The following is a 17,268-nucleotide window of genomic DNA, read 5'->3' as shown; positions in this document are numbered from 1 at the left end:
TTCCAATTTTTAGGAGACCAAATCATGAATTTTGGCATATTGCAGCAGCATGACCGTTTTAGCATCTTTTATTTCTCCTGATTCGATCATAAGATAAGCTTGGTCAAAAGGGATTTCTATAACATCAATTTCTTCATGTTCGTGTTCAAGTCCGCCACCAGCACTTACTTTCATGCTATTGTCATATTCTCCTATAAAGCAATATAGAATTTCGGTCACTGCACCTGGAGACATGTAGGTTTCAAAAACTTTTTTAACTGCAGGCAAACGGTAGCCTGTCTCTTCTTCAGTTTCTCGGATAATGCAGGCTTCGGGATCATCTTTGTCTAGTAATCCAGCGCATACTTCAATCATTAAGCCGCTTTTGTTTCCGTTTAAATACGTTGGGAGTCTAAACTGTTGGGTTAGTATCACAGTTCCTTTTGTACTATTGTATAAAAGTATGGCAGCTCCGTTACCTCTGTCATATACTTCGCGTTCTTGAGTGTCCCAAGTATTGTCTTTTTTCTGATAGTCTACAGTAACTTTGTTTAGAATATACCAATTGTCGGACAGCAGTTCTGTTTTTTGTATTTTATATTTTGGATTGTCCATAAGAGTTGTCTTTTGAATATAAAAAAACGTCCCGGTTTATCGGGACGTTAGCTGTATTATTTAAGAATTGTCTGCTTTCTGTCCGGTCCAACAGAAACAATTTTTATTGGAACTTCGACTTCTTTTTCTATAAATTCGATGTATTCTTTTAATTCAATCGGCAATTGATCGTAAGTGGTCATACCTGTTAAATCTTGGTGCCATCCTTTGAATTCTTTGAATATTGGAGTTACATTTTCCGGTTCGATGTTATAAGGGAAATGCGAAATGTTTTTCCCTTTATAGTTATATTCGGTACATACTTTTAAAGTTTCGAAACCAGAAAGCACATCACCTTTCATCATCATTAATTGTGTTACTCCGTTAATTTGAACAGCATATTTTAAAGCTACTAAATCCAGCCATCCGCAACGTCTTTGTCTTCCTGTAACCGATCCGAATTCGTTTCCTACACTGGCCATTGTAGCACCGTCTTCGTCAAAAAGTTCAGTAGGGAAAGGTCCGCTTCCTACACGTGTAACGTAAGCTTTGAAAATTCCGTACACTTCTTTGATTTTGTTTGGAGCAATTCCTAAACCTGTACAAGCACCAGCGGCTGTTGTGTTTGATGAAGTTACAAAAGGATATGTTCCAAAATCAACATCTAATAAAGATCCTTGAGCACCTTCGCAAAGGATTGATTTTCCAGCTTTTTGGGCTTGCGCTAAATATTCTTCACTATCAATAAAGTCTAATGTTTTTAAAACTTCGATAGATTCGAAGAATTCTTTTTCCATTTCGGACAAATTGTATTGGATGTTAACATCGTAGAATTTAATCATTTCTTCGTGCTTGTCAGCCAATGCTCTGTAGCGCTCTTCGAAATCTTCTAATTCTGTATCTCCAACACGCAATCCGTTTCTGCCGGTTTTGTCCATGTAAGTTGGTCCAATTCCTTTAAGCGTAGAACCGATTTTGGCTTTTCCTTTTGATGCTTCCGAAGCAGCATCAAGTAAGCGGTGTGTTGGTAAAATTAAATGTGCTTTTCTTGAAATGATTAATTTACTTTTGATGTCCAGATTAAATTTTTCAAGACCTTCGATTTCTTTTTGAAAAACTACAGGGTCAATTACTACTCCGTTTCCAATAATATTGATAGCTGTTTTATGAAAAATTCCAGATGGAATAGTTCTAAGAACGTGTTTTATTCCGTCAAATTCTAAAGTGTGCCCTGCATTTGGTCCTCCTTGAAAACGAGCAATTATATCATAATTTGAGGTAAGAACGTCAACAATTTTTCCTTTTCCTTCATCTCCCCATTGTAATCCTAATAATAAATCTACAGTCATTCTATGTTTTATTTGCAGTTAATTTTCTATTGTGTCTTCTGTGTTTGTTTTTTTCTTGTTTCCGTATAAGTATAGGGAATGATTAGTGATTTCGATATCAAAAATTTCTTCAATTGTTTTTTTGATTGTTTGAATTCGAGGGTCGCAAAATTCAATTACTTCACCAGTGTCGGTCATAATGATATGATCGTGCTGTTTGTCAAAATAAGATTTCTCATAATGAGCCTGATTTTGTCCAAACTGATGTTTGCGGACTAAGGCGCAGTCCAGTAATAATTCGATTGTATTGTAAAGGGTTGCCCTGCTGACACGGTAGTTTTTGTTTTTCATTTTGAGATATAGGTTTTCTATATCAAAATGTTCTTCACTTTCGTATATTTCCTGAAGGATGGCATAACGTTCGGGTGTTTTGCGGTGTCCTTTGTTTTCAAGATACATTGTAAAAACGTTTTTTACAATCTCTTGATTTTTGTTGTTATCTGTAGAAATGAGTGTCATATCCTGCAAAGATAAATTATTATTTTAAAAGTATAAAAAAATAGGGTTTTAATTCTAAGGAGTTTACTTTAATTTTTTTGGTGTTCGAGCTTTATTTTTTGTGAATTTTTCTGATGAAAATTAAGCTTCTTATTTTCGCGTGAGGGATAGGAGTAAGCTACCGAAGTAGCACGGATAGCCCGACAGCATCCCGATAAAAGGGCGTGTACCCGCAAAGAGAATAGCCCTTTTTTCGGGATGGTGGCACGCCCAAATGATTTTTGAAGCTTTTTATTTTGTTGACGATTAAACAATTTTAATGTTTAAAGTTAGTTTTTGTAGACTCTGGTCACTTTGTCGATTCCGTCAATTTTTTTGATGTTGTCCATTAATTTCTTCAAAATGGTGATATTGGGCACAATTACAGATATTTGTCCTTTAAAAATACCTGCTTCTCCATTGAGTGAAATGCTTTGTATGTTCACGTTCATGTTGTTTGAAATCACTTTTGTCAGCTCGTTTGTAAGTCCTAAACTATCCATTCCCATAATGTTAATGGTGGCTTTAAAATCTTGCTGAGTGGAGTCGATCCACTTGGCCTGCATGATTCGGTAAGCATAATTGGACTGTAATGCAATGGCATTTGGACAGTCTTTTTTGTGAATTTTAATGCCCTCGTTTATGGTTACAAAACCAAATACTTCGTCTCCCGGAATTGGGTTGCAGCAGCTGGATAATTTGTAATCGAGTTTGTCCTGCGTTTTGCCAAAAACCAGCATGTCATAATTGTTGCTGATGACTTGTTTATGGATGTCTTCGTTGGGAGTATTGTTGTTACGTTTAATTTTGTTTTTGAAAAAGTTGATTAAAGAGTTGCTTTTTTGGCTAGCATAATCCTTTAATTGCTGGTTGTCAATAGATCCAACACCAACTCTGTAAAATAAATCCAGACTGGTTTTTAGTTTAAAAAAATTCACTAACTCATTAGTAGTCTGTTCATTTAAGGCTACTTTTAGGTGTTTTAGTTTGCGGGTAAGAAGTTCTTTTCCGTCTTCGGCAATTTTCTTGGTATTCTCGTTGAGAACGTTTCTGATTTTGTTTTTTGCTCTCGACGTGGTCACAAAATCCAGCCAGTTGATGGTTGGTTTTTGATTAGGAGAAGTGATAATTTCGACTTGGTCACCGCTTTTTAATTCATAATTTAAAGGGACTAATTTTCCGTTGACTCTTGTTCCTCTTGTTTTTATTCCAATTTCTGAGTGGATACTGAATGCAAAATCCAGTGATGTGGCTCCTTTTGGAAGGGATTTGATTTCTCCTTTCGGTGTAAAAATATAAATCTCTTTGGAGTACAGGTTCATTTTGAAATCTTCTACAAAATCTACTGCACTCGTTTCTGAGTTTTCCAGTGCTTCTTTCAGAAGATTTAACCAAACATCAAGACCGTTTTCTTCGGTAGCTCCGTTTTTGTATTTATAATGTGCAGCATATCCTTTTTCGGCAATTTCATCCATACGCTCGCTTCGAACCTGTACTTCTACCCAACGGCCTTTTGGTCCCATTACGGTAATGTGCAGGGCTTCGTAACCAGTTGATTTTGGTGACGATATCCAGTCACGTAACCGGCTTGGGCTGGGTCTGTAATGATCTGTCACAATGGAGTAAATTTTCCAGGCTAAGAATTTCTCGTCGTGCGGATTTGACTTGTAAACTATGCGTAAAGCAAATTTGTCATAGACTTCGTCAAAACTTACATTTTGCGCCAGCATCTTTCTATTTATCGAATAAATGGATTTTGGTCGTCCTTTAATGATGTAGTCTATATTTTCTTCATCTAAAGCTTTTTGGAGCACTTCAGAAATGTCTTTGATGTAAAGATCCTGTTCTTCCTTGGTTTCTCTTATTCTGCTGACAATGTTATTGTATCTTTCAGGTTCGGTATATTTTAAACCTAAATCTTCCAGTTTGTTTTTTATTTTATAGAGTCCCAACCGATGTGCTAATGGGGCATAAATGTATAAGGTTTCGGATGCTAATTTGACTTGCTTGTGGTCTTCCATAGAATCCATGGTCAGCATGTTATGGAGTCTGTCAGCAATTTTTATCAGGATTACACGTACATCATCATTTAGAGTCAAAAGCATTCTGCGGAAATTCTCTGCCTGCATTGATACATTGAGATCTTTTTGTACCAAAGATATTTTTGTTAATCCTTCGACCAGCTGTGCGATTTTTGGACCAAACATTTTATCTATGTCTTTGACGGTGATCGGTGTATCCTCTACAACGTCGTGCATTAGAGCCGCTGCTATAGAAGTTGCTCCCAAACCAATGTCTGAGGCTACGATTTTGGCAACTGCAATGGGGTGGAATATATAGGCTTCGCCAGATTTTCTGCGCTGATCCTTATGTGCGTCCACAGCAACATCAAACGCCTTGCGTATCACCTTTTTATCCTCTGTGGTTAAGGTTTGGTAACTGATGCGAAGCAGCTCTTTGTACTCGTGAGCAATTGCTTTGTTTTCTTTTTCTATATCGATTTCTATCATAACGGCATGGTTCAATTCTTAAAAATAAGAAAATTTTAGCTGCTGTGCAAGGGGAAGAGGAGGGATTTTAGAATTTAAACTGTAGAATTTTATTTTTTGATTTTAGATATTAGAATAAAAAATAGAGAATAAATTAAAGAATTATTTGAGTTTCTTTAATCTATTCTCTATGTTGTGTTTTCTATTCGAATCCTTTATATCCGCTTAAAATCCAAATCCTGAAAGTCATAACTAAAATCGGTTAGCTCAGAAATAGGTTTCATTTTAATTCCAATTGCTTTTCCAGCGGCATCAAATTCAAAAAACAGATGAGAATCTGCATGGAAAAATGCATTGTTCCATTTTACAACCAGATTTTTGTCTTTATAAAGAAGAAGCTCTCCTGCAAGCTGCGGGGATCGTTTGGAGGCAAAAAGTAATTTTCCTTTCTTTTCGCTGATTATAATTTCGCCAAACCATACATCTTTGTAGGTTCCAACATAATTACTGAAGTCGATTTTGACCTTGTCTTTTTTATTTTTGGCAACCATTGCCCAAACTTCTTCGGTCGTTTTATCTGCTGTTTCCTCTACGGCTTTTACTCTATTACTGTAAGCCATCACATAATCCACTGATTTGATTCCTAGATAACTGTCTTTGATTGTATTAGTTATTGCAGTAAAAGCAGCACCCGACTGCTGGTTCGTCAAAACTACAATTCCTAAATTCAATTCGGGAAGAAGAGTAACTTGAGTTACAATTCCTTCCAGTCCTCCTGTGTGAGTTACTTCTTTGTATCCTTTTACATCGTTCAAAAACCAACCCAATCCGTAAGAAGAGAAATGTGTGTTGTATGGAGGTCTTGTGACTGCAGGAAGTATGGTTTGCGGCGTCCACATTTCGTTGTGTTCTTTCTCAGAAAATAATTGTTTGTTTTCGGTTCCGTATTTTCCATTATTCAATTGCATAATCATCCATTTGCTCATATCATTTACGTTTGAATAAATTCCTCCCGCCGCATCCAATATTTGATTTTTGTATCTGGAGATTACTTTTAGCTTTCCGTCAACGGGTACGTGAGGAACAATAACATTGCTGGTGTCTTTCAATCGGACAAAAGATGCAGCACTGTTTTTCATTTCTAATGGTTTCATAATTCGGCTTTCGACAAAATCACACCAGCTTATACCGCTTACTTTATGAACAACTTCACCAGCTACCATATATAATAAATTATCGTAATCAAATTTTGTTCTAAAGCCTGATACTGGTTTTAAATATTGTAAATTTCCTATGATATCCTGCGCGGTGAAATTACTTCCGTCTGGCCAAATCATCAAATCACCTGCGCCAAGCCCTAATCCGCTTCTGTGAGTCAATAAATCCCGAATGGTAAATTCATTGGTCACATAATCGTTATACATTTTGAAATTTGGCAGATAAGTAACCACTTTGTCATCCCACTTCAGTTTGCCTTCGTCTATTAATATTGCCAAAGCTGTTGCTGTAAAGGCTTTGCTGTTGGAAGCGATTCCATAAAGAGTGTTTGCATCGACTTTTTCATTGGTCAGTATAGATTTTACTCCGTAGCCTTTGGCCAGTGTGACTTTTCCGTCTTTAACTATCGCAACAGCAATTCCGGGAATATTGAAGGCAGTTAAAGTCCGATTAACTAAATTGTCTACTTCCTGTTCTGTAATTTGGGCAAAAGAATGGAAACTGAATACAAGAATGGTTAAAAGGGAAAGGCTGTATTTTTTCATGTTTTTAATTTAAATTTTTTCAAAATCTTTATTCTAAAATCTACAATTCTAAAATCTAAAACCCTCTCTGTCTCTTTGCTTCAAAAATCAAAATCGCTGCAGCTACCGAAACATTCATGCTGTCAATTTCGCCCTGCATTGGGATAATAATGTTTTGAGTTGCTGCATCTCGCCATTCTTGTGTCAATCCTGTAGCTTCTGTACCGACAACCAATGCTGTTGACGAAGTATAATCTTGCGTATGATAGGAAGTGGAATTTTGCAGAGTGGCACAATAAAAATTAATTTTTCTTTCTTTCAAAAAAGCAATAATTTCGGAAGTAGTTCCTGTTGCAATCTGATTAGTAAATAGACAGCCAACACTAGAGCGGACAACATTAGGATTGTATAAATCACTTTTTGGGTTGGCAATAATCACCGCATCAAGATTTGCAGCATCGGCAGTACGCAATAAAGCGCCAATATTTCCTGGTTTTTCAGGAGTTTCGGCAATAATAATCAATGGGTTTTCGGATAACTGCAAATCGGATAACTGCATTGATTTGGCTTTGGCTACAGCCAAAATTCCTTCGGTAGTATCTCTGTACGCCAGTTTTTGATAGACGTCTTTGTTGATTTCAATCAATTCTGTTTTACCTGATAATTTTCGGGTTTCTGTTTCCGAGCAGACTTCGGGCAAAAACAAAATCGTTTCTATTTCATATCCGCCTTTCATGGCTAATGAAATTTCACGTTTTCCTTCAATCAGGAATGTTCCCGACTGTTTGCGGGCTTTAGCTTTTTCCTGCAATAACACCAAGGATTTTATAAAAGGATTTTGGATAGAAGTGATTTGTTTCATGGCGATTTCAATGAGAAAAGATACAAAGTTGCAAAGGCGCTAAGGTACTATCATTTTTTAAATTCTTAAAATAATCAGCAGTAAGTCCTTTTTTATTTAATTTTGAAACACTAATAGTAATCTAAAATCTAAATGTTTCATCTACTCGACATCATTGGAACCATGGCATTTGCGATGTCAGGTGCATTAACAGCGATGAGCAAAAAACTAGATCCGTTTGGCGTTTTTATCATTGCATTTGTAACGGCTGTGGGAGGCGGAACTTTGCGCGATGTCATGATTGGCCGGACGCCTGTGGGCTGGATGCAAGACCCAACTTATGTGTATGTAATTGTTTGGGGTTTTATTTTGGCGATTATATTTAGAAAAAAATTTGATAAACTTCGAACGTCATTAGCTTTATTTGACACCATTGGATTGGGTGTTTTTACCTTAATCGGAATTCAAAAAGGTATAGATTATCACCTTCATCCCGTTATTTGCATTGCTTTGGGAACTATGACAGCCTGTTTTGGAGGTGTCACTCGTGATATTTTATGTGTAGAAATTCCCATTATTTTTCGCCGGGAAGTCTATGCTACCATTTGTATAATTGGAGGCATCGTATTTTTTGCCCTTCGAAAAATGAATGTAGAAAATGATGTTTTATATCTGGCAACTTCATCCATAATTATTGTGATTCGTTTGATAGCTGTAAAATACAAATGGCATCTGGCTCCTTTAGAAAATGAAAAATAAAGTGATTTTGGACTACCTTTGAGTTTCTCTTTGTGAATCTTTGCGTAATCGATCTCTTTGATGTTTTTTTGCAATTCCTATTTAGAATATTAGCCTAATTGTGTACTTTTCCAGTCTTTAATACTCAATTGTGAAAAACTACAGTGTAAAACAATATCAGGAAAGTGATTATGACAGCTGGAATACATTTGTAAACCAAGCCAAAAATGCTACGTTTCTTTTTCATCGCGATTTTATGGAGTATCACAAAGACCGGTTTGAAGATTTTTCTTTAATGGTTTTTGACGGTGAAAAAACAGTTGCCGTTTTACCAGCTAACAGAGCAGGAGAGCATGTTTATTCTCATCAAGGATTGACTTATGGAGGTTTGGTTTACAAAGAGAATCTAAAGTTAGCCTCCGTAATCCAAGTATTCAAAGCGGTTTTATTTTATTTGAACGAAAATAAAATTACCAAAATCCAAATCAAAACACTTCCATCCATTTATCATAACAAACCCGCCGAAGAATTGAATTATGCGCTGTTTCTGGCCGAAGCTCAATTAATAAGAAGAGATACGCTTGCAGTTATAGATTTGTCAAAACCATTTCAATTTTCAAAAATAAGAAAGCGGGGTATTCAAAAAGGAGTAAGCAATGGTTTAATCGTAAAAGAAGAGAATGATTTTAAATCTTTTTGGAATCAGGTTTTGATTCCCAACTTGCAATCAAGACACAACGCCGAACCCGTTCACACACTTGAAGAAATTCAATTATTAAAAAGCCATTTTGATAAAAACATAAGACAATTTAATGTGTATTACAATGAAGAAATTGTAGCAGGAACCACCGTTTTTGAATCCGAGAATGTGGTACATTGCCAATACATTTCAAAATATGAAGAACAGGAAAATCTTGGGAGTCTAGACTTTTTGTATGATCATTTAATAAACAATGTATTTGCTCATAAGCATTTTTTTGATTTTGGAATATCGAATGAAAATCAAGGGAAAACACTCAATGATGGGTTATCGTATTGGAAAGAAAGTTTTGGCGCAAATATAATCGTCCATGATTTTTACGAAGTAGCCACGATTCATTTTTCTAAACTCGAAAACGTATTAAAATGATCAAATTCTTAGACTTAAAAAAAATAAATGGGCCTTATGAAACCGCTTTTCAAGAGAAATTGAAATCGGTTTTAGATTCGGGCTGGTATATTTTAGGGAATGAAGTTCAGGCGTTCGAATCCAATTTCGCTAACTATTGCGGAGCCAAGCATTGCATTGGTGTCGGGAATGGTTTGGATGCTTTGGTTTTAATTTTTAAAGGTTACATACAACTGGGGGAATTGCAAAAAGGAGACGAAGTAATTGTGCCGGCCAATACTTATATTGCCAGTATTTTAGCAATTTTACAAGCTGATTTAGTACCTGTTTTAGTCGAACCAAAATTGGAAACCTACAATATTGATCCTAGTTTAATTCAAGAAAAAGTAACATTTAAAACCAAAGCTATTTTAGCGGTGCATCTTTATGGGCAATTGGCAGAAATGGATGCGATAAACATTATTGCAAAGCAAAATAATCTTTTAGTTATTGAAGATGCCGCACAATCGGCAGGAACAATCAGTAACCCGCAATCGGCTGTAGCTTACAGTTTTTACCCAGGAAAAAATCTCGGTGCGCTTGGAGACGGTGGAGTTGTAGTGACCAATGATGTACAGCTTACTAAAACTATTCAATCTCTCAGAAATTATGGTTCTGAAACAAAATATCAGAATGAATACATAGGCGTTAATTCAAGATTAGATGAATTACAAGCGGCTTTCCTGAATGTGAAATTACCTAATTTAGACACAGATAATGAGCGTCGCCGAGCAATTGCCACACGTTATTTATCCGAAATAAAAAATGATAAAATCATTTTGCCTTTTTGGGATTTAAGCGACAATCATGTTTTTCATTTGTTTGTTATTCGAACTGAAAACAGAGAAGATTTGCAGGACTATTTAGCCCAAAATAATATTCAGACTGTAATTCATTATCCGATTCCGCCACACAAACAGAGGGCATTGTCTAGCTGGAATAATTTGTCTTTCCCTATTACAGAAAAGATTCATCAGGAAGTGCTGAGTTTGCCTATAAGTCCAGTTATGACAATTGATGAGGTAAGTTTTGTTGTTGAGATTTTAAATGAATACTAAATTGAACTTCATAAAAAACATAAATCGAACTCAGTTGTTTAAAATTTCATCTTTAAACAGTTTAAGTGTTATCTTGAAAATAGGGGTAGGACTTGTAACTTCCAAGTTGTTGGCTGTTTTTGTTGGTCCCAGCGGAATGGCTTTGGTAGGGAATTTGCGAAATTTCATGACTTCGTTGGAAAGTATTTCGACATTGGGTTTTCAAAACGGAATTGTAAAATATGTAACTGAGTGCGACAATGATAAATCTGAACTTCAGAAAATAATAGCTACTGTTTTCATCAGCCTGATGATAGTCGCAATTGGCTTAAGCGGGATTTTGTTTTTCTTTGCAGCCTATTGGAACAATCAAATCTTTGGAACTTATTTTAATTATTCGTTTGTTTTTAAAGTTTTGGCATTGGCTTTGCCTTGGTATGCTGTTTCTCTGTTTTTTGTTTCAGTTGTCAATGGGTTGGGGAGATTCAAGAAAGTAATTTGGATTACTATTTTTGGAAATATTATTGGTTTATTGGTGTCATTAATTTTGATTTGGAATTATCAAACTCTCGGTGCTTTGCTAGCGACGGTAGTATCTCCAGCATTGTTATTCTTTGTAGGTTTTTATTTTGTGAATAAAGAGATTCCTTTTTTGAATACTATTCGGTTACATTATTTTGACTTTAAAATCATAAAAAACCTTTCGTCCTATTCTCTTATGGCATTGGTTTCATCTGTAATTGGACCATTGGTATATCTCGCCATCCGAAAAAATGTAATCGCTACAGTAGGAATTGACCAAGCGGGTTATTGGGAAACAATGAATCGAATTTCATCCTATTACATGTTATTTGCAAGTACTATTTTGTCAGTGTATTTTTTGCCAAAATTGGCTAGTGCCAAAAGTAATGGAGAAACAAAAACCGTTTTCTGGAGTTATTATAAAAGTATTTTGCCATTATTTATCGTTGGTCTTTTTCTGATTTATGTGTTGCGTTTTTTTATAGTAGAATTACTTTTCTCCAAAGAGTTTCTGCCTGTAGCCTCTATGTTCTTTTGGCAATTGACAGGAGATATTTTAAAAGTTGCTTTTTTAATTTTGGGTTACCAGTTTTTTGCAAAGAAATTAACTCTGGCTTTTATCATTTTTGAAATAGCTTCGCTTGCCGTTTTGTATTTTTTAAGTGATTTTTTAATTCATTTTTTTGGAATCCAAGGGATTTTAATAGCTCAATTTTTGGATAACTTGATTTATTTATTGGTCTTGGCAGTTTATTTTAGAAAAAGTTTGTTTTGAATTAAATAGGCAAAATCCTAACTTTTCCAAACCTCTAAATACCTTTTAGCAATTTTTACATAATCATGCTCTTTTTCTATAAAAGCTCTAGCCCGTTTTCCAATTGCAATAATTTCTTCGGGATTTTCGATTAAAAATGACAGCTCTTTTACCAAATAATCCACATCGGAAATGGCGTTGACACATACTCTTTCGGTGATGTTATAGTATTCCGTAAATTCACTTTCTGCTCCAGTAAAAACCACTTTTCCTTTTGCCATGGCTTCGAGGGCATTATAGCCTTGATCACAAGAATGCAATTGGTCCAGTAAAATATGTGCTTTGTTGTATAGTTCAATATAAACAGGATATGGGATTGTATTGACCGTAATAACTTCTACTTTATGTGGATATTTCTCTTTGATAATTTCTAATGCTTTCTCAAAGTAAGGGATGCCTTTTTGATTGTAACTCCATTTATTGATGCCAAGGAAAATTATTATTTTATTTTCTATAACTAATTCTTTGAATGTTAATTTTTTAGTGTTAATCGGACATGGAATAAAACCCGAATAGTTAGTGTTACTCTTGTTTGCTTCCACATAATCAAAATCGGTGGCTATTATTCCATTGAATTTTTCTTTTATAAAATTATGTATTTTAATATGATTTTTGGTAAAATAGGCATAGAAGGGTTTGAACTCTTTGTATTGTTTTGGATTTTTGAAATAGGGTTGAAGAATTGACTTTTTGGATTTATTTTCAATGTAAAATTTTAAAGTGGAATAATCAATTCCAGTGGATAGCATATAAAATTTTTTATTCGTTTTATAAATGCGATTCATCAAGTATAGCTCAAATTTTTGCGTAGTTTTTATTGATGCTTCGTTGACAAACTGTACAATATCAAAGTCTTTTAATTTAGGAAGGAAAAAATAAAAACGCATTCCAGCTTCTAAACTGGCAAAATCAAATTTAAAGATTCTATAAATTATTTTTCTGGGAATGGTAAATATCTTTTTTTTGAAAAATTTAGCTTCAAAATCATAATCAACAGGATAACATTTAAAACCGTTAGTAATTCCAATCAATGTAACTTCATGACCAAGTTCAAGTAATCCTTCTTTGAGGGAATTATGTAAAAGGCTATATTCACCGACAAGTAGAATCCGCATAAGTGTTATATTTGGAACGAAAATAATAAATCAAAAATGATAATGCCAAGTAAAAAAACAAAAATTGCTCTAGTTGGATATCGACTTGGAAAGGGAGGAGCCGAAAAAGCTTTGGCAAATTTGTCTATTTTTTTTGACAGTAAGGGGATTGATGTTCATAATGTGATTGTCTTAGATGATGTTTCATATCCATATGCCGGAAAATTACTCAATTTAGGAAAGTTGAAAAATAATTCGAATGACATTTTTAATAAAATTAGAAGATTGTTTTTTTTTAAAAAATACCTCAATGAAAATGAATTTGATTTTATTTTGGATTTTCGACCAAGAACAAAAACAATTCAGGAATTTTTTATTGCCAAATGGCTTTATAAAACTAAAGTGATTTTTAGTGTTCGGAGTTATTTATTAGATTATTATATTCCAAACTGGATTAGTTTAGCCCGTTTTATGTATGGTGACTGTTATTCCATTGTTTCGGTTACGAATACAGCTAAAAATTTAATAGAATCAAAATATAATTTTAAAAATGTCATCACGATTAATAATCCTGTTGATTTTAAAGATATAGAGGGTAAGTATAATGATGCCGTAAATTTAAACTTTGAATTTGTTATAGGAATTGGTCAAATGGAAACCCCAATTAAACAATTTGATAAATTGATTGAGGCCTATTCTAATTCTATTTTGCCAACGAGGAATATACATTTGGTTTTATTAGGAGATGGTATTAAAAGATCAAGCCTTTTCGATTTAGTAAAACAAAAAAAACTTGAGGATAAAGTACACTTCCTTGGATATCAAAACAACCCGTTTAAATATCTGAAAAAGGCAAAATTTTTAATTTTAAGTAGTTTGAATGAGGGTATGCCTAATGTGATTTTAGAATCTTTAGCCTGTGAAACACCTGTAGTATCTTTTGATTGTCTTTCTGGTCCGAGTGAAATAATTATTGATAAAAAAAATGGCATTTTAGTAGAAAATCAAAATTTGGAAAAACTGACCGAAGCTATTAATCTATTTATTGAAGATGAGGTGTTATACGACTACTGTAAAAAAAATGCATCAGAAAGTATTCAGCATTTTTCTTTGGATAGAATTGGAGAACAATGGCTAAATTTGATGCAAATTGGTACAAAATAATAAAAGGAAATGATCGAAGAAATACAATTGTTTGAAATTCCGGTTGTCGAAGATGTCAGAGGAAATTTAGGGGTTATAGAAAGTGGTTTCCTGCCATTTGAATTTAAACGGGTTTATTATCTTTTTGATGTACCAAGCAGTGCTTTTCGCGGTGGACATTCACATATCCTGCAAAAGGAAGTTCTTATTGCTTTGAGCGGAAGTTTTGAAGTTACAATACACGATGGAAACAGTAAAAAAAGTTATCTGCTGAATAAACCCAATATAGGATTATTGATTCCAAATGGTTTTTGGAGAGAGCTTGAAAATTTTTCATCTGGAGCAGTTTGTCTTGTTTTGGCATCTGATGTTTTTGATGAAGAAGATTATATTCGTGATTTTAATGTTTTTTTGAATTCTAAAAAATGAAGATTTTATATATAACTCCAGACATGACCGATTATGGGGGAATTGCCTGTGTGGTTTCGCTGAAAGCAAATTATTTTGTGTCTGTCTTTAATTATGAAGTTGATATTATTGCTCCGAATACCAAAAATGCTCCTTTTTTTTATGATTTTAACTCAAAAATAAAATGGCATAATTGTGTAGATTTTCAAAAATCAATATTTTTTTTATGGAAATATATTGCTTTCATAAAAAGAATAATTGCAGAAAGAAATCCAGATGTAATTGTTATTTGTGATGCGCCACAATGGATGATAATACCATGGTTTTTGAAAAAAAACACGCCAATTGTCCTAGAAACACATTTTTCCACTTCTCTTAAATTAGTGAGAAGAAAAGATTGGTTGAGTTTATTGAGATTTAAGCTGGTGTATTTTTTAAAGAAAAAAACATTAAAAAAATTCATTGCGATTATTTATGAGACTTATTCTGGTAGCAAAGAATGGAATGCTGAAAATAGTGTGATTATTTCTAATCCGCTTTCTTTTGTTTCAGAAAATGCCACAGAACTTAAAAATAAAAAAGCAATTGCTGTCTGCAGACATAGTTATGAAAAAGGTCTGGACAGATTATTGTTAATTTGGAAAGAAGCCATAAATAAATACCCGGATTGGGAGCTTGATGTTTATGGAGAATGGGAAGATACAATGTTGTACCAAAAAATGGCAGTCGATATGCAAATATCTGAGAATGTCAATTTCATTGCCGTTACAAAAGATATAAAAAGCTGTTTTGAGCAATCTTCAGTTTTTTTGATGACTTCAAGATCCGAGGCTTTTGGAATGGTGCTGATAGAAGCGATGACTTGTGGCTTGCCTTCTGTAGTATATGATTGTCCCTGCGGACCGAGAGAAATAATAACTAATAATGAAGACGGTTTTCTTATTGAAGACGGAAATATTGATCTGTTTGTCAAGAAACTATTCCTTTTATTGGAAAATCAAGAGTTGCGAATTGAATTTGGACAAAAAGCAAAACTAAATGCTGAAAAATACAGTAGCGAAGCTGTAATGAAATCTTGGAAAAATCTTATGGAAGGTTTGTATTAAAGAAATTATTCGGATTGTAATTTACAAAAATGCCCCAGTTTATATAAGTCAAATAACAAAAGTGACGGTTTGTTTGAAATTAACTGGGCAGAAATTTTATCTTCAAATAAATTAAATAAGTAAGCCGTAAAGCGTGTCAGTTTTAGTTTTTTCAGCAAAGAATAAACAGTAATAATTTTGCTGTCTTTCAAATCTGCTTTTTTGGAATTAAGAATGTAAGCTAAGTTTTCCAGTGCTGTTTTTGTTTTATCCAAAAACAGGGCAGAGGTCTCTAAATTTAAATGGAAAGTTGGGTTTTCTATATGCGCTGCCTTAATTTTATTTGCTTCCAATGTTATCATAAAGCATAAATCTTCGTAGCCGTATTTTGTGATATTTTCATCAAAAGGATATTGTGAAAAAAGTTCTTTTTTTAGCAGTAAATTAGAAGTTAATGCGCTGCTGTTGGGCTTTCTTTTTCTTTTTTTTACAGAAAGCGATTCTCTTTTATGGCCGTAATCCCAACGCAATAATTGATCTTTTTCTGGTTTTTTTTGTTCATAAAGGATTCCCCCAAAAACAATTGAGCTGTCGTTTTTCTGGATTTTAAAATAATATTTTTTTATAAAATCGGAGTTTTGAGGAAAAGTGTCGCAGTCTAAAATGAGCAACCAGTCATAGTTTGCTTTTTTAGCCATTTTGTTGATGTTTTTCCCTCTTCCTAAATTAGTTTCATTAGAGGAAAAATGACAGTTTTCTAAAGCATTTATTTCGTTGTTTTCAGCTAGAAAAGCATTCGAAGCATCATCTTGACAGATTATTTCATATTCTAAATTGCATTCTAAACACTGTTTGTATAATTCTAAAACTAAAGGGAAAGCATTGTAATTGTAAACCGGAATAAGAATAGAAAGCATTATACCGTTCTTTGAACTACTTCAAAAATAGTTGCATCCTCACATTTTAAGGTTTTGTATGGATATTTCATCAATAAAGCATAATCGTGAGTTGCCATAATGACTGTTTTACCCAGCGCATTGATTTGACGCAAAACTTCAAGTACTTCGATGCTGGTTTGCGGGTCAAGATTCCCTGTTGGTTCATCAGCAAGAATAAATTCAGGATCATTCAATAATGCTCTTGCTATCGCGATACGCTGCTGTTCACCGCCAGAAAGCTGGTGAGGCATCTGATTTGCAAAATCTTTCATGTTTACTTTAGACAAAACTTCTTCGATTTTAGCATCCATTTCGTCTTTGTCTTTCCAGCCGGTTGCTTTCAAAACGAATAACATATTGTCTTTTACAGTACGGTCTGGCAATAATTTGAAATCCTGAAAAACGATACCGATTTTTCTTCTCAAATAAGGAATATCATCCTCTTTTAAAGTGGCTAAATCAAATTCTACAATCTTGCCTTCGCCTTCAGTTAAAGGTAAATCAGCATATAATGTTTTTAATAAACTGCTTTTTCCAGAACCGGTTTTTCCAATGATGTAGATAAATTCGCCGTGATTGACTTCCAGATTAACATCAGATAAAATAGCTTTTCCTTCTTGATATATGTTTACGTTTTTTAAAGACAGTACAGATTGTGACATAATAGAATTTGTTTATTGGGTAAAAGTAAAAAGATAAAATCCAAATACAAAAGTAAAAGGTGAAAAATAAAAGCCAAAAGGAAAAAAGCAAATCTCAAATGGCAAAATTTTAAAAAAAAGTAAATTCCAATTCATTGTTCGGCTCCTCTCTCCTTGGGAGAAGGGTTTGG

The 17,268-nt window shown here is 34.0% G+C and carries 16 protein-coding genes; 7 read left to right on the top strand and 9 right to left on the bottom strand.

The window, feature by feature from the left end; all coding sequences use genetic code 11:
- Positions 1-9 precede the first annotated feature (9 nt).
- The 6 genes from nudK to CLU83_RS11190 all read right to left on the bottom strand — a co-directional run bounded on the left by nudK (position 10) and on the right by CLU83_RS11190 (position 7,531).
- A complete protein-coding gene (gene nudK / locus CLU83_RS11215; protein ID WP_100431692.1) occupies positions 10-594 on the bottom strand; it encodes a GDP-mannose pyrophosphatase NudK in 585 nt (194 codons plus the stop codon).
- A gap of 56 nt (positions 595-650) precedes the next feature.
- Entirely contained in the window at positions 651-1,922 is a 1,272-nt protein-coding gene (locus CLU83_RS11210) for an adenylosuccinate synthase (RefSeq protein WP_100431691.1), read from the bottom strand.
- Positions 1,923-1,940: 18 nt separating this feature from the next.
- Positions 1,941-2,420 (bottom strand): Fur family transcriptional regulator, encoded by a 480-nt coding sequence (locus tag CLU83_RS11205; protein ID WP_100431690.1) that lies wholly within the window; start codon positions 2,418-2,420, stop codon positions 1,941-1,943.
- A 308-nt stretch (positions 2,421-2,728) separates the two neighbouring features.
- Complete coding sequence (locus CLU83_RS11200) at positions 2,729-4,948, bottom strand: bifunctional (p)ppGpp synthetase/guanosine-3',5'-bis(diphosphate) 3'-pyrophosphohydrolase (protein ID WP_100431689.1); 2,220 nt, start codon at positions 4,946-4,948, stop codon at positions 2,729-2,731.
- A 194-nt stretch (positions 4,949-5,142) separates the two neighbouring features.
- On the bottom strand, positions 5,143-6,690 hold the full coding sequence (locus tag CLU83_RS11195; RefSeq protein WP_100431688.1) for a serine hydrolase: 1,548 nt from the start codon (positions 6,688-6,690) through the stop codon (positions 5,143-5,145).
- 55 nt (positions 6,691-6,745) lie between these two features.
- Positions 6,746-7,531, bottom strand: coding sequence for an RNA methyltransferase (locus CLU83_RS11190; RefSeq protein WP_100431687.1), 786 nt, complete (start codon positions 7,529-7,531; stop codon positions 6,746-6,748).
- Between the two features lie 132 nt (positions 7,532-7,663).
- Here CLU83_RS11190 and CLU83_RS11185 point away from each other — a divergent pair, with 132 nt between their 5' ends.
- From CLU83_RS11185 to CLU83_RS11170, 4 genes are all read left to right on the top strand, one after another.
- Positions 7,664-8,269: a trimeric intracellular cation channel family protein gene (locus tag CLU83_RS11185; protein WP_100431686.1), complete on the top strand. Its 606-nt coding sequence runs from the start codon at positions 7,664-7,666 to the stop codon at positions 8,267-8,269.
- 130 nt (positions 8,270-8,399) lie between these two features.
- Entirely contained in the window at positions 8,400-9,377 is a 978-nt protein-coding gene (locus CLU83_RS11180) for a GNAT family N-acetyltransferase (protein ID WP_100431685.1), read from the top strand.
- Positions 9,374-10,453, top strand: a complete 1,080-nt coding sequence (locus CLU83_RS11175; protein WP_100431684.1) for a DegT/DnrJ/EryC1/StrS aminotransferase family protein — start codon at positions 9,374-9,376, stop codon at positions 10,451-10,453. Before CLU83_RS11180 ends, CLU83_RS11175 begins: the two co-directional genes overlap by 4 nt.
- Positions 10,454-10,487: 34 nt before the next feature.
- Complete coding sequence (locus tag CLU83_RS11170) at positions 10,488-11,729, top strand: O-antigen translocase (protein WP_100433707.1); 1,242 nt, start codon at positions 10,488-10,490, stop codon at positions 11,727-11,729.
- Between the two features lie 17 nt (positions 11,730-11,746).
- On the opposite strand, the gene CLU83_RS11165 is transcribed toward CLU83_RS11170, so the two are convergent.
- On the bottom strand, positions 11,747-12,883 hold the full coding sequence (locus tag CLU83_RS11165) for a glycosyltransferase (RefSeq protein ID WP_100431683.1): 1,137 nt from the start codon (positions 12,881-12,883) through the stop codon (positions 11,747-11,749).
- A gap of 264 nt (positions 12,884-13,147) precedes the next feature.
- Between CLU83_RS11165 and CLU83_RS11160 the strand changes: the two genes are divergently transcribed.
- From CLU83_RS11160 to CLU83_RS11150, 3 genes are read left to right on the top strand one after another with little or no spacing between them, the layout of a single operon-like run.
- Positions 13,148-14,026 (top strand): glycosyltransferase, encoded by an 879-nt coding sequence (locus CLU83_RS11160; protein WP_157802076.1) that lies wholly within the window; start codon positions 13,148-13,150, stop codon positions 14,024-14,026.
- Between the two features lie 9 nt (positions 14,027-14,035).
- Positions 14,036-14,434 carry an FdtA/QdtA family cupin domain-containing protein gene (locus CLU83_RS11155; protein ID WP_100431681.1) on the top strand — a complete coding sequence of 133 codons (399 nt, stop codon included), beginning with the start codon at positions 14,036-14,038 and terminating at the stop codon, positions 14,432-14,434.
- Positions 14,431-15,519 (top strand): glycosyltransferase, encoded by a 1,089-nt coding sequence (locus CLU83_RS11150; RefSeq protein WP_100431680.1) that lies wholly within the window; start codon positions 14,431-14,433, stop codon positions 15,517-15,519. Before CLU83_RS11155 ends, CLU83_RS11150 begins: the two co-directional genes overlap by 4 nt.
- A 5-nt stretch (positions 15,520-15,524) precedes the next feature.
- Here CLU83_RS11150 and CLU83_RS11145 read toward each other — a convergent pair whose 3' ends face one another.
- Both CLU83_RS11145 and CLU83_RS11140 read right to left on the bottom strand, forming a co-directional pair.
- On the bottom strand, positions 15,525-16,415 hold the full coding sequence (locus tag CLU83_RS11145) for a glycosyltransferase (protein WP_100431679.1): 891 nt from the start codon (positions 16,413-16,415) through the stop codon (positions 15,525-15,527).
- Positions 16,415-17,098: a cell division ATP-binding protein FtsE gene (locus CLU83_RS11140; protein ID WP_100431678.1), complete on the bottom strand. Its 684-nt coding sequence runs from the start codon at positions 17,096-17,098 to the stop codon at positions 16,415-16,417. The genes CLU83_RS11145 and CLU83_RS11140 overlap by 1 nt, the downstream gene beginning before the upstream one ends.
- Positions 17,099-17,268 lie beyond the last annotated feature (170 nt).

Source organism: Flavobacterium sp. 1, from assembly GCF_002797935.1.
GTDB lineage: Bacteria > Bacteroidota > Bacteroidia > Flavobacteriales > Flavobacteriaceae > Flavobacterium.
This window is presented reverse-complemented; position numbering and strand designations above follow the sequence as displayed.

Excerpts from the sequence above, each read along its gene's own strand:
- nudK (WP_100431692.1), bottom strand. The coding sequence starts at position 594 with ATGGACAATCCAAAATATAAAATACAAAAAACAGAACTGCTGTCCGAC.
- CLU83_RS11145 (WP_100431679.1), bottom strand. The coding sequence starts at position 16,415 with ATGCTTTCTATTCTTATTCCGGTTTACAATTACAATGCTTTCCCTTTA.
- CLU83_RS11140 (WP_100431678.1), bottom strand. The coding sequence starts at position 17,098 with ATGTCACAATCTGTACTGTCTTTAAAAAACGTAAACATATATCAAGAA.
- CLU83_RS11195 (WP_100431688.1), bottom strand. The coding sequence starts at position 6,690 with ATGAAAAAATACAGCCTTTCCCTTTTAACCATTCTTGTATTCAGTTTC.
- CLU83_RS11210 (WP_100431691.1), bottom strand. The coding sequence starts at position 1,922 with ATGACTGTAGATTTATTATTAGGATTACAATGGGGAGATGAAGGAAAA.
- CLU83_RS11190 (WP_100431687.1), bottom strand. The coding sequence starts at position 7,531 with ATGAAACAAATCACTTCTATCCAAAATCCTTTTATAAAATCCTTGGTG.
- CLU83_RS11155 (WP_100431681.1), top strand. The coding sequence starts at position 14,036 with ATGATCGAAGAAATACAATTGTTTGAAATTCCGGTTGTCGAAGATGTC.
- CLU83_RS11185 (WP_100431686.1), top strand. The coding sequence starts at position 7,664 with ATGTTTCATCTACTCGACATCATTGGAACCATGGCATTTGCGATGTCA.
- CLU83_RS11175 (WP_100431684.1), top strand. The coding sequence starts at position 9,374 with ATGATCAAATTCTTAGACTTAAAAAAAATAAATGGGCCTTATGAAACC.
- CLU83_RS11200 (WP_100431689.1), bottom strand. The coding sequence starts at position 4,948 with ATGATAGAAATCGATATAGAAAAAGAAAACAAAGCAATTGCTCACGAG.
- CLU83_RS11150 (WP_100431680.1), top strand. The coding sequence starts at position 14,431 with ATGAAGATTTTATATATAACTCCAGACATGACCGATTATGGGGGAATT.
- CLU83_RS11205 (WP_100431690.1), bottom strand. The coding sequence starts at position 2,420 with ATGACACTCATTTCTACAGATAACAACAAAAATCAAGAGATTGTAAAA.
- CLU83_RS11165 (WP_100431683.1), bottom strand. The coding sequence starts at position 12,883 with ATGCGGATTCTACTTGTCGGTGAATATAGCCTTTTACATAATTCCCTC.